10 protein-coding genes are annotated in these 11,911 nt (G+C 73.1%); 1 reads left to right on the forward strand and 9 read right to left on the reverse strand.

The window, feature by feature from the left end; all coding sequences use genetic code 11:
• Positions 1-20 precede the first annotated feature (20 nt).
• The gene (locus tag O7606_RS14715) at positions 21-929 is read left to right on the forward strand and encodes a putative RNA methyltransferase (protein WP_281594597.1); all 909 of its coding nucleotides are present in this window, start codon (positions 21-23) and stop codon (positions 927-929) included.
• A gap of 40 nt (positions 930-969) precedes the next feature.
• Here O7606_RS14715 and O7606_RS14720 read toward each other — a convergent pair whose 3' ends face one another.
• From O7606_RS14720 to O7606_RS14760, 9 genes are all read right to left on the reverse strand, one after another.
• Positions 970-1,653, reverse strand: a complete 684-nt coding sequence (locus O7606_RS14720) for a DUF4272 domain-containing protein (protein ID WP_281594598.1) — start codon at positions 1,651-1,653, stop codon at positions 970-972.
• A complete protein-coding gene (locus O7606_RS14725) occupies positions 1,650-2,951 on the reverse strand; it encodes a thymidine phosphorylase (protein WP_281594599.1) in 1,302 nt (433 codons plus the stop codon). The genes O7606_RS14720 and O7606_RS14725 overlap by 4 nt, the downstream gene beginning before the upstream one ends.
• Positions 2,948-3,670 (reverse strand): cytidine deaminase, encoded by a 723-nt coding sequence (locus tag O7606_RS14730; RefSeq protein WP_281594600.1) that lies wholly within the window; start codon positions 3,668-3,670, stop codon positions 2,948-2,950. The genes O7606_RS14725 and O7606_RS14730 overlap by 4 nt, the downstream gene beginning before the upstream one ends.
• 125 nt (positions 3,671-3,795) lie before the next feature.
• Positions 3,796-5,079, reverse strand: a complete 1,284-nt coding sequence (locus O7606_RS14735; protein ID WP_281594601.1) for an ABC transporter permease — start codon at positions 5,077-5,079, stop codon at positions 3,796-3,798.
• A 4-nt stretch (positions 5,080-5,083) separates the two neighbouring features.
• Positions 5,084-6,394, reverse strand: coding sequence for an ABC transporter permease (locus O7606_RS14740; protein ID WP_281594602.1), 1,311 nt, complete (start codon positions 6,392-6,394; stop codon positions 5,084-5,086).
• A complete protein-coding gene (locus O7606_RS14745) occupies positions 6,391-8,049 on the reverse strand; it encodes an ABC transporter ATP-binding protein (RefSeq protein ID WP_281599671.1) in 1,659 nt (552 codons plus the stop codon). The genes O7606_RS14740 and O7606_RS14745 overlap by 4 nt, the downstream gene beginning before the upstream one ends.
• Before the next feature lie 189 nt (positions 8,050-8,238).
• Positions 8,239-9,303 (reverse strand): BMP family ABC transporter substrate-binding protein, encoded by a 1,065-nt coding sequence (locus O7606_RS14750; RefSeq protein WP_281599673.1) that lies wholly within the window; start codon positions 9,301-9,303, stop codon positions 8,239-8,241.
• A gap of 267 nt (positions 9,304-9,570) precedes the next feature.
• Positions 9,571-9,912 (reverse strand): hypothetical protein, encoded by a 342-nt coding sequence (locus O7606_RS14755; protein ID WP_281594603.1) that lies wholly within the window; start codon positions 9,910-9,912, stop codon positions 9,571-9,573.
• 70 nt (positions 9,913-9,982) lie between these two features.
• On the reverse strand, positions 9,983-11,785 hold the full coding sequence (locus O7606_RS14760; protein WP_281594604.1) for a glycoside hydrolase family 13 protein: 1,803 nt from the start codon (positions 11,783-11,785) through the stop codon (positions 9,983-9,985).
• Positions 11,786-11,911: the final 126 nt, after the last annotated feature.

Raw genomic sequence — 11,911 nt, forward strand, 5'->3', positions numbered from 1 at the left:
CGGTCCGTACGATGGCCTCCGTGGAGTCGGAGATCGTCGACCGGTTGCGCTGTCCGGTCTGCGCCGGGTCGCTCGCGCCGGCCGTCGCCGGCGCCGCCCGTACGCTGCGTTGTCCGCGCGGGCACAGCTTCGACGTCGCCCGACACGGGTACGTCAACCTGCTCGCCGGCCGCAGCCCGCACACCGGGGACAGCGCGGCCATGGTCGCCGCCCGGGCGGACTTCCTCGCCGCCGGGCACTACGACGTGATCTCGACAGCCCTCGCCGAGGCGGCCGTCGACGCGCTCTCCCGCGCCCGCAGGCCCGCGACCGCCGACGCGGGGACGGGCGAGGCGGGGGCGGGCGAGGCGGGGGCGTACCCGCTGGTGGTGGAGGCCGGGGCGGGCACCGGTAGGCACCTGGCGGCGGTGCTGGCGGCGCTGCCCGACGCCGTCGGTCTGGCCCTGGACGTGTCGAAGCCGGCGCTGCGCCGCGCGGCCCGCGCCCACCCCAGGGCCGGCGCCGCGCTGGCCGACACCTGGCAGCGGCTGCCCCTGGCGGACGCCTCGACGGCGCTGCTGCTCAACGTGTTCGCGCCGCGCAACGGGGCGGAGTTCCGTCGGGTCCTGCGCCCGGACGGGGCGCTGCTGGTGGTCACCCCGGCCGAGGAGCACCTGACCGAGCTGGTCGGGGCGCTCGACCTGCTCCGGGTGGACCCGGCGAAGGCCGAGCGGGTCGCCGGCAGCCTCGGCGGGCACTTCACGCCGGAACGTGACACGGTGCGCCGGGCCCGGTTGACGTTGACCCGACCGGAGGTGGAGACGCTGGTCGGGATGGGGCCGAGCGCCTGGCACCGCGACCCGGCCCGGCTCGCCGCGCGGATCGCCGGCCTCGCCGAACCGGTCACCGCGACCGTGGCCGTCCACCTCGCCGTCTGGCGACCGGCCTGACCGCGCCGCGCGCCGGTCAGGTGGGAACGCCGCGCGCCGGTCAGGTGGAGAGGTCGACCTCTTCCCAACCCGACGCCGGGTCGTGGTACGGCCCGAGCAGCACCACCGCCCACTCCAACGCCCACCGGCGCTGCCCGATGGCGTGCGAGTCGATGACGCCCGGCAGGGGCCGCCCGTCCCGTTCCGACTCCAGGAACGCCCAGTCCAGGCAGTAGTGCAGGTCGAGCAGGGCCGCCGCGTCGGCGGGATGCTGCGGGGCGACGAGCAGCCGGGACCGCCACTGGTCGAAGGTCTCCCCGGCGGCGATGTTCGGCAGCTTCGTCACCAGGTCCTCGTCGACCGGCAGGGACGGGTCGAGCTGCTTGGTGAGGCCGAGCACCCAGGTCAACGCGAAGAGGGCGTCGTGGTGCAGCACGAACGACCGGTGGTCGCCCTTGCCGACGGTGATGAAGTCCCACTCCGGCGGGGTGACCGAGTCGACCAGCCGGGAGCCGAGCAGCCAGCTCATCGCCGCGTCGGCCGGCATGCCGAAGCACCGGGCCTGGATCAGGTGCAGCACCGCGATCCGCGCCTCGACCTCGCCTGTCGGCCGCAGGGTCACCTCGTCCTCCGGCTCCCAGACCAGCGGGAACCGCGCCGGGGGGACGGGCAGCCCGAGCCGGCCCACCTCGTCGAGGCTGGCCTCGCGGACGGCCGCCGGGTCGGGCGCGGGCACCACGGTCACCGGTCCGCCCGTACCCCGTCGATCCGGTCGATGACCAGCGGCGTCGGCGTCGGCGCGGTGGGCGTGACCTGGACGGCGCGGGCCGCCTCGGCCCGCGCGGCGGGAATCCGGCCGGGGTCGTCGGCGCGCAGCTCGTAGAGGGGATCACCGGCCCGCACCGGGTCGCCGGGACGTCGGCACAGCACCACCCCGGCCCCGGCGGCGACCGGGTCCTCCTTGCGGGCCCGGCCCGCGCCGAGCCGCCAGGCGGCCACCCCGATCGCGTACGCGTCGACGGCGGCCACGAACCCGTCGGTCTCGGCGCGCACCACCTCGACCTCGGCGGCCCCGGGCAGCGGCGCGTCCGGGTCGCCGCCCTGCGCCCGGACCATCGCCCGCCAGGCGTCCATCGCCCGACCGTCGCGCAGGGCGGCGGCCGGGTCGGCGTCCGGCAGGCCGGCGGCGTCGAGCATCTCCCGGGCCAGCGCCAGGGTCAGCTCGACCACGTCGGCCGGGCCGCCGCCGGCCAGCACCTGCACGGACTCGGCGACCTCGACCGCGTTGCCGACGGCCAGGCCGAGCGGGGTGGACATGTCGGTGAGCAGGGCGACCGTCCGCACGCCGTGCGCTCCGCCCAGCTCGACCATCGTCCGGGCCAGCTCACGGGCGTCGTCGACGTGCTTCATGAACGCGCCGGAGCCGACCTTGACGTCGAGCACCAGCGCGCCGGTGCCCTCGGCGATCTTCTTGCTCATGATCGAGCTGGCGATCAGCGGGATCGCCTCGACGGTGCCGGTGACGTCACGCAGCGCGTACAGCTTGCGGTCGGCCGGGGCGAGGCCCGCGCCGGCCGCGCAGATGACGGCGCCCACCTCGCGGAGCTGGGCGATGAACTCGTCGTTGCGCAGCGCGGCCCGCCAGCCCGGGATGGACTCCAGCTTGTCGAGCGTGCCGCCGGTGTGGCCGAGCCCCCGCCCGGAGAGCTGCGGCACGGCCGCGCCGCACGCCGCGACCAGCGGGGTCAACGGCAGGGTGATCTTGTCACCGACGCCACCGGTGGAGTGCTTGTCGACAGTCGGCCGGTCCACCGCGGACAGGTCGAGCCGTTCTCCGCTGGCGATCATCGCGGCCGTCCAGCGGGCGATCTCCGGGGCGGTCATGCCGCGCAACAGGATCGCCATGGCCAGCGCCGACATCTGCTCGTCGGCCACCTCACCCCGGGTGTACGCGTCGACCACCCAGTCGATCTGCGCGTCGGACAGCGCCCCGCCGTCCCGCTTGGCGCGGATCACGTCGACCGCGGCGAACCCGTTCGTCACTGTTCCTCCTCGCCCGGGCCGGACCAGCGGACCGGGATCTCCGCCGGCGGCTCGCCCTCGCCCGCCCAGTACATGCTGCCGGTGGCGTCGACCACCACCACCCGGGGCGTGCGGGCGTGTCCCCAGGTGACGGCCCCGTCCGGGGCACCCCAGCTCGGCCCCTCCTCCAGCACGCCGGTCTCGGCGGCGGCGTCGTCGCCGGCCGACCGTTCCCAGTACGCCGTCCAGACCTGTCGACCGGCGGAGAGGTCGGGGTGCACGAAGACGGTGCCCCGACCACGCCAGGCGGCCAGCCGCTCCGGCACCACCGGCACCGGGGCCTGCGCCACCACCGCGTCGAGGTCCGCCACGTCGAACGCGTGCGGCAGCAGCTCGGCCATCCGCAGCGGCCCGCCCTTCGCCTCGACCAGGCACTCCGGGCCGCCGTTCTCCCAGAGCAACTGGCGGCACCGGCCGCACGGCATCAGCGGCTCACCGGTGGCGTCGACGCAGGACAGCGCCAGCAGCCGGCCACCACCGGAGGCGTGCAGCGCGGAGACCACGCCGCACTCGGCGCAGAGCACCACCCCGTACGCGGCGTTCTCGACGTTGCAGCCGACCACCATCCGGCCGTCGTCGACCAGGGCGGCGGCCCCGACCGGGAACTTCGAGTACGGCACGTAGGCGTGCCGCATGACCTCGGTGGCGGCGGCGCGCAGCCGCTCCCAGTCGATGTCCATGCCGGCGATTCTGCCGCACCGCCACGCCGACCTGCGGCAGGGCCCCGACCACCCACCGGCCCGCACACGAGGGAGGGACCCCTGCTACGCCTGGCGCACAGCAGGGGTCCCTTCCTGACAGATGCTCAGCCCTTGACGTACGGCTTGCCGTCGGCGGCCGGGGCGCGCACCTTGCCGACCAGCCCGGCCACCGCCAGGATGGTCGCCAGGTACGGCAGCATCGCCAGGAACTGGCTGGGGATGATGCTGTTGATCGCCCCGAGGTAGGTGCCGAGCTGGTCGGCGAAGCCGAAGAACAGCGCGGCGAGCAGCGCCCCGGTCGGGCTCCACCGTCCGAAGATCAGCGCGGCCAGGGCGATGAAGCCCTTACCGCCGATCATGTTCTTGGTGAAGGTGTAGAGCGCCAGCGTGTACGACGCGCCGCCGATGCCGGCGATCAGCCCGGCCAGGATGACGTTGCGGTACCGCACCGCCAGCACCTTCACGCCGAGGGTGTCGGCGGCGGTGGGGTGTTCGCCCACCGCGCGGGTCCGCAGCCCCCACCGGGTCCGGAACAGCGCCAGGTGGATCACCAGCACCAGGATCAGCCCGAGGTACAGGAAGATGTTGCCCCGGAACAGCGCCGGCCCGAGCACCGGGATGTCCTCCAGCACCGGGATGGCCCAGGTCTCGAAGCGCGGCGGCTGGTTGTAGCTCTGCGTGTCGGTCTGCATCAGCCGCTCGTAGAGGAAGCCGGTCAGGCCGAGCGCGAGCAGGTTCAGCACGATCCCGATGACCACCTGGTCGACCAGGTAGCGGATGGCGAAGACCGCCAGCAGCAGCGAGATGAACGCGCCGCCCAGCGCGGCGGCCACCAGGCCGACCCAGACGTTGCCGGTCATCGTGCCGAACAGCGCGCCGGCGAAGGCGCCCATCAGCAGTTGGCCCTCGATCGCCACGTTCACCACGCCGGAGCGTTCGCAGAGCACCCCGGCCAACGCGCCGAAGATCAACGGCAGGGCCAGGACGAAGGTGCCCCGGACGATGTTGACCATCGGCATGAAGTTCTGCCCGGGCGGCGCGTCGGAGACCTGCCAGCAGAGGAACGACGCGACGAAGCCGACCACGCCCGCCGCGAGGACGGCGGTGAACCAGCGCTTCGGCACCACCCCGGCGAGCAGAGCCGCGCCGGCGGCCACCGCCAGCACGCCGAACAGGATCGCGCCGAGCGTGCCGTGCACCGACAGCGCCGCGCCCTCGGCGTCGTCGCTGAGGGTGAACCGCGCCCGCTGGTCGGTGGCGAGCGTCCCGAACAGGGCCGCCGCCAGCAGGCCGAGCGCGAGCAGGACCACCCCGGCCTTACGGTCCCGGGTCCAGAAACCCACCCGGACGGGGGCTACGGCGACGTCGTCGACTGCCATCGTGGACATGCGGTCACCACCCCTTCGCGAGGCTCGTCTGCAACCGGGCGGCCCGCGCCGCCCGGAGCCGGAAGATCGCCTTCACCAGGGCGGGAGCGGCGATGAAGATGACGATCAGCGCCTGGAGCACGGTCACCAGCTCCAGCGAGATCCCCGCGTACGACTGCATCCGGTTGCCGCCGGCCTGGAGCGCGCCGAACAGCAGCGCGGCCAGCAGCACCCCCCACGGCTTCACCCGACCGAGCAGCGCCACCAGGATGCCGTCGAACCCGATCTGGGCCACCACCAGCGGGGTCAGCGCGGCGGCGGTGGTGCCGAGCACCATCTGCGCGCCGCCGAGCCCGGCCAGCGCGCCGGCCAGCACCATCAACAGCGTGTACGCCTTGGCCACGCTGATGCCGGCGGTGCGGGCGGCGTCCGGGTTGGCCCCGACCGCGCGCAGCTCGAAGCCGAACGTGGACCGGTTGAGCAGCCAGGCGACGAACCAGGTGGCCAGGACGGCGAGCAGGATGCCGACGTGCACCCGGAGGCTGTCGCCGAGCAGGCGGGGCAGTTGGGCGGAGCCGTCCACCGTCCGGCTGATCGCGTCGGTCCGTCCCGGGTCCTGGATGCCGTTCTGCACGATGATCCAGGAGAGGAAGTAGAGGCCGACGTAGTTGAGCATGATCGTGTTGATCACCTCGTGCGCGCCGACCCGGGCCTTCAGGATGCCCGGGACGAAGCCCCAGAGCGCCCCGCCCACCGCGCCGGCGAGCACCGCGACGACCAGGTGCAGCACCGGCGGCAACGGCAGCAGGAAACCGGCCAGCGCGGCGAGGATGACGCCGATGGTGGCCTGCCCCTGGGCGCCGATGTTGAACAGACCGCCCCGGAAGGCGAGCGCCACCGACAGGCCGGTGAAGACCAGCGGCGCGGCGTAGGTCAGCGTCTCGGAGATCGGCGCGAACACCGCCTCCCAACCGCTGCTGCCGTCGAGCCAGCCCCGGAACGCCTGCGGGTCGAAGATCGACCCCTTGAACAGCTCCGCGTAGCCCTCGCTGACCGCCGCCCAGCTCGCGTTGACCGCGTCCGACGGGCGGGCGGTGATGTAGCTGTAGGTGGCCAGCACGTCCGGGTCGGAGACGATGATCAGGACCGCGCCGACGAGCATCGCCAGCACCAGCGCGAGCACCGTCACGGTGAACGTGTTGGCCGCCCACAGGTTGGCCAGGAAGAGCTGGCCGAGGGAGGGGCGGCCGTCGCCGCCGTCCGTGGTCTGCCGGGTCGGTTCCCGGGTCGTCGGCGTCTGGCCCGACGACCCGGCGCCGGTGGTGGGGTCGCTCATGGCTGGTCCTCGTTCGCGTCGGTGCCCGGGGCGTCGGGCGCGGCGGCGCCCGTACCCGGGGCGCTGTGCGCGGCGGCGCCCGTGCCCGCGGCGTCGGGCGCGGCGGTGTCGTCGGCGTGGTCCGGGTTGATGCCGGCCATCAGCAGACCGATCTCCTCGCGTGGGGTGTCCGGGGCGACGACGCCGATGATCCGCCCCCGGTACATCACCGCGATCCGGTCGGCCAGGCCGATGACCTCGTCCAACTCGCTGGAGACCACCAGGACGGCGGTGCCGTTGTCCCGCTCCTGGATGATCTGGCGGTGGATGAACTCGATCGAGCCGACGTCCACGCCCCGGGTCGGCTGGGAGGCGATGAAGAGCTTCAGCGGCCGGGAGAGCTCCCGGGCCACGATCACCTTCTGCTGGTTGCCGCCGGAGAGGGTGCCCACCGGCGCGTCCGGCGACGAGGTCCGGACGTCGAACTGGGCGATCCGCTCCTCTGCCGACCGGGTGATGGCGTCCGGCTTCAGGGCCAGGCCGGCGGCGAACGGTGGCCGGTCGTAGAGGTCCAGGACCAGGTTCTCCGCCACGGAGAACTCCTTGACCACGCCGTCGACGCTGCGGTCCTCGGGAACGTAGCCGACCCCGGCGCGGAGCACCTTCTTGGTCGACCAGCCGTCGATCTGTTCGCCGTTGAGCGAGACGCTGCCGGCGAGCACCGGCCGCAGCCCCATGATCGCCTCGACCAGCTCGGTCTGCCCGTTGCCCTGCACGCCCGCGACGCCGAGCACCTCGCCCGCCCGTACGGTCAGGTCGACGCCGTCGACCGCGCGGACGTCCCGGTCGTCGTCGACGACCACGCCGGCCACCTCCAGCACGGCCGGGCCCGGCTTCGCCGGCTCCTTCCGTACGGTCAGGTGCACGCTGCGGCCGACCATCAGCGCGGCCAGCTCGTCCCGGCTGGCCGTCGGGGAGGCGGTGCCGACGGTCCTCCCGCGCCGGATCACGGTGATCCGGTCGGCGATGGCCTTCACCTCGCCCAGCTTGTGGGTGATGAACACGATCGACTTGCCGGCCGCCTTCAGCGACCGCATGACGGTGAGCAGCTCCTCGGTCTCCTGCGGGGTGAGCACCGCGGTCGGCTCGTCCAGGATGAGCAGGTCCACCTCGCGGGTGAGCGCCTTGACGATCTCCACCCGCTGCTGGATGCCGACCGGCAGGTCCTCCACCACGGCGTCCGGGTCGACCCGCAGGTTGTAGCGGGCGGAGACCTCGGCGACCTCCCGGGCGGCCCGCCGCCGGTCGAGGAACCCGGCGAGGCCGCCGCGGACCTTCTCCGCGCCGAGCATGACGTTCTCGGCCACCGTGAAGACCGGCACGAGCATGAAGTGCTGGTGCACCATGCCGATGCCGGCGGCGATGGCGTCCGACGGCCCTCGCAGCCGCAGCGGCTTCCCGTCGACCAGGATCTCGCCGGAGTCCGGGTGGTAGAGCCCGTACAGGACGTTCATCAGGGTCGACTTGCCCGCGCCGTTCTCGCCGAGCAGGGCGTGAATCTCTCCAGGCTCCACCGTCAGGTCGATGTGGTCGTTGGCGACCAGGTCACCGAACCGCTTGGTGATGCCGCGCAGTTCGAGTCTCAGCGCAACCTCCGGGTGCGAGCGATGGGGCAGCCTGGCCGGCCGGGGTGTCCGTGGGTGGCCAGTCGCGCGGGGGACAACTCTGGTGCGGACCGCGCGGGGATGACACGTCCGCGCAGGTCGGCCGCTCCGGCGGCACGGGCCCGGTGCCCGCGCCGACCGGAGCGGCCGGAGGTGGTACGCGACCCACCGGTCACCGGCGAGCCGGCGACCGGTGGCGGGTCACTTCGGCTGGGCGGCCGAGGTGACCGTGATGGCGCCGCCGGAGATGTCGGTCTTGAGCTTGTCCAGCTCCGCCTTCAGCTCGGCCGGGACCTTGCTGTCGAACTCGTGGAACGGGGCGAGCGAGACGCCGTTGTTCGAGAGGTTGCCCAGGTAGCCCGGGTTCGGCTCCAGCTTCTCCCCGTTGGCGGCCTTGAGCACGGCCTCCTTGACGGCGTCCGGGATGTTCTTCACCACGGTGCTGATGATGGCCGGGCAGTTCGGGGTGCTCTCGCAGCCGTCGACGTCCACCCAGATGGTGTTGAACTTGCCGCCGCTGGCCTGGGCGGCGGCGGTGGTGCCGAGGCCCGCGCCGCCGGCGACCGGCATCACGATGTCGGCGCCCTGGGCGACGAGCGCGTCGCCGACCTTCTTGCCCTCGTCCTGCTTGACGAAGTCGTTGGTGAACGAGCCGTTCTGGGTGGCCTTGTCCCAGCCGAGCGCCGTGACCGAGGCGTTCTTGGTCTTGTTGTAGTGGGCCACGCCGTCGACGAAGCCGTCCATGAAGATCGTCACCGGCGGGATCTTCATGCCGCCGTAGGTGCCGACCTTCTTGCTCTTGCTCATCCCGGCCGCCAGGTAACCGGCGAGGAAGCCGGCCTGGGCGGTGTCGAACTGCATCGGGTAGACGTTGGCCTCCGGGACCTTCGCGTCCACGATGCCGAACTGCTGCTCCGGGTTCGCCGCGGCGATCTTCGAGGTGGCGGTGCCCATCAGGCCACCGACCGCCAGGATGAAGTCGCACTTCTGGTTGACGTACTGGGTCAGGTTCGGCTCGTAGTCGGCCTCGGCCTTGGACGCCACGTACTTGGTCTCGATGTTGCTGTTCTCCGCCTTGGCGGCCTCCAGGCCCTTCCAGGCGGAGGTGTTGAACGACTTGTCGTCGATGCCGCCGACGTCGGTCACCATGCAGGCGCTGAACTTCTCGCCACCGCTGCCAGCGCCGGTGTCCTCCTCCGGCGCCTCACCGCACGCGGCGGCGCCGAGCACCAGCCCACCGACCGCGAGGGCCGAGACGACCCGCATCCCACGCACAGAGCGCAAGACGACTCCCTCCCCATCGCCACCGCTGTGACCAGCGGTGGCAGTCATCAAACCGGCCTGCGCCTTGCCGCCGGCGTCCCACGTTACGGACGCGAAGCGTAGCCGCACGCCGTCCCGTCGGCCGACAATCGTGCACGACTGTTGGGCTGCTGTTACCGCTACGTAACCGTTGGGGTGCGGCAGATCACGCCACGCGCGCCCCGCCGGCGCCCCGGTGGCCGCCGGCCCCACCCCCGGTGGCCGCCGATCTCACCGCCAGAAGACCGCCACCGCCGCGTTGACCAGGGTCAACCCGATGATCGCCAGGAAGTGCCCCCGGTTGACGGATTCCCGCTTCCGGGAGAAGAAGACCATGACGAAGATGAGCAGCGCGAGCACCAACTTGGTAACAAGCTTCGCCGGGGCCGGCTCGTCGCCGTCCCGCAGCGGCGCGGAGAGCCCGATCCCGGAGATCAACTGGATCACCGCGCCCCAAAGGACGGCCGCGTTGATCCGGAACCGGCCGCTGAGGTACTGGGCGATCGCGCCACCGAGCAACAGCGCGAACCCGATCAGATGGACATAGAGAAGGATCAGCCTGAGTGCTTCCACGTCGTACATCCTCCCTCATCAACGACGTTTCGTAGTAGCCACCCCGTGTGGGGCGACGGAAGGGCCTTTCTCACATCCGCCAGGCCTGGAAGGTGGGGCCGTCGGCGGGGAGGGTGACCGTGCCGTCGGCGTCCGGCCGCAGGTCGGGCGCGCCGCCGTACCGGTTGTCGGCCGGCGGCAGGCCGGTCAGCCGGACCAGGCTGCCGGGCGCCCGCCGGGCCAGCACCAGCACCGCCCCGTCCACCGCCTCCCGGACGAAGACCAGGGTGTCCGCGTCCACGTGCAGCCAGCGCAGGCCGCCGTGGCGCAGGGCCGGCTCGGCCCGGCGCAGCGCCAGCAACGCCCGGTACGTCTCGAACGTCCGCTCGTCCCGCGCCGCCGGCCGGTCCCACGGCATCGGCGTACGGGAACCCTCGCCGTTGTCGCCGGTCAACCCCCACTCGTCCCCGGCGAAGACCATCGGGGTGCCCGGCATGGTGGCGAGCAGCCCGGCGGCGACCTCCTGCCGGGCGGCGTCGCCGACCACGGTGCGGATCCGGGCCGAGTCGTGCGAGCCGAGGAGCTGCCACGAGTGGGTGTACGACCGCCACGACACCAACGACCGGTAGGCGTTCATGGTGGCCAGCACCGCCCGCCCGTCCCGTCGGGTCACCCCGCCGGGCACGCCGAGGAAGTTCGGCACCGGTTGGTCGCCGGCCCGCAGCCAGCTCCACACCGGGTCGGTGAAGCCGACGTAGTTCATGGTGCCGTGCCAGCCGTCCCGGTCCAGGTCGCCGGTGTGGTCGTGGCCGTGTTCGGCCATCACCAGGGCGTCCGCGCGGGTGTCGACGGCCACCGCCCGCAGCAGCGCCGCGACCTCGTGGGTGTACGCGTCCGCGCCCCGCCGGCCGGTCATGTTCGCCACGTCCACCCGCCAGCCGTCCAGCCCGTACGGCGGACGCAGCCAGCGGCGCAGCAGGGAGTCCGGGTCGGTGGCGAAGCGGCGGCGCAGCTCGGGGTCGGCCCAGTTGAGCTTGGGCAGCGACCGGACCCCGTTCCACGACTCGTAGTCGCCGCCGGGCCTGTCGAAGTAGTACAGCCCGCGTTCGGGGGCGTGCGGGTCGGCGACCGCCCGGGTGAACCACTCGTGGGCGTCGCCGGTGTGGTTGCTGGTGATGTCGCCGATCAGCCGCCAGCCCCGGGCGTGCGCCGCGTCGGCGAGCCGGACGAGGGCGGCGTCCCCGCCGAGCAGCGGGTCCACCCGGTCGAAGCTGGCCGCGTCGTACCGGTGGTTGGACCGGGCCGGGAAGACCGGCGTCAGGTAGACGGTGTTCACGCCGAGCCGGTCCAGGTGGTCGAGCCGTCCGGTGATCCCGTCGAGGTCGCCGCCGTAGAGCTGGCGGGGGGTGTCCGGGCCGTACCCGCGCACCGGGGTGTCCCAGTCGCACGGGACGGCCCAGTCCGGGGTGGGCCGGGCGTCCGCCGCGGCGGACCGGGCGAAGCGGTCCGGGAAGATCTGGTAGATCACCGCGTCCCGGGCCCAGGCCGGCGGCGGGGCGTACGTGACGAGCTTGAAGTCGCCGACGTCCGGCACGTCGTGGTCGACCGGCCCGGCGGCGTTGAGCCAGCGCGTGCCGTGCCGGCCGGTGAGCAGGAACCGGTAGTTGCTGACCGGGTTGCGGACCTCGACGTCGGCCCGCCACCAGACGTCGTCACCGTCCCGCCGGTCGACCACCGCCTCGGCGAAGCGCGGCTCGCCGTCCGGCGTGGTGCGTACGTGCACCCGGCGCACGTCGCTGCCGGCCGGTACCCGGACCAGGACCGGGACCGTGTCGCCGAGCTCCGGGGCCTGTTCGGGGACGTACCGGGCGGATCCGTCGTGGTGCGGTTGCATGCTGGAGCCCTCTTCCGTCAGGAACAACAGGGGAAAGAAGGCGGGCTGCCCGCCGGGTCGGTCGACCCTGACGGGCAGCCCGCGACTGCTCCGGTGTACGCCGACGAACGCCGACGCCCTTGCCGA

Origin of the sequence: Micromonospora sp. WMMD882 (genome assembly GCF_027497255.1) — a bacterium.
Classification (GTDB): Bacteria; Actinomycetota; Actinomycetes; order Mycobacteriales; family Micromonosporaceae; genus Micromonospora.

Bases quoted from the DNA above. Each gene is read 5' to 3' on its own strand.
- O7606_RS14730 (WP_281594600.1), bottom strand. From the start codon at position 3,670: ATGGACATCGACTGGGAGCGGCTGCGCGCCGCCGCCACCGAGGTCATG.
- O7606_RS14735 (WP_281594601.1), bottom strand. From the start codon at position 5,079: ATGTCCACGATGGCAGTCGACGACGTCGCCGTAGCCCCCGTCCGGGTG.
- O7606_RS14740 (WP_281594602.1), bottom strand. From the start codon at position 6,394: ATGAGCGACCCCACCACCGGCGCCGGGTCGTCGGGCCAGACGCCGACG.
- O7606_RS14750 (WP_281599673.1), bottom strand. From the start codon at position 9,303: ATGCGGGTCGTCTCGGCCCTCGCGGTCGGTGGGCTGGTGCTCGGCGCC.
- O7606_RS14760 (WP_281594604.1), bottom strand. From the start codon at position 11,785: ATGCAACCGCACCACGACGGATCCGCCCGGTACGTCCCCGAACAGGCC.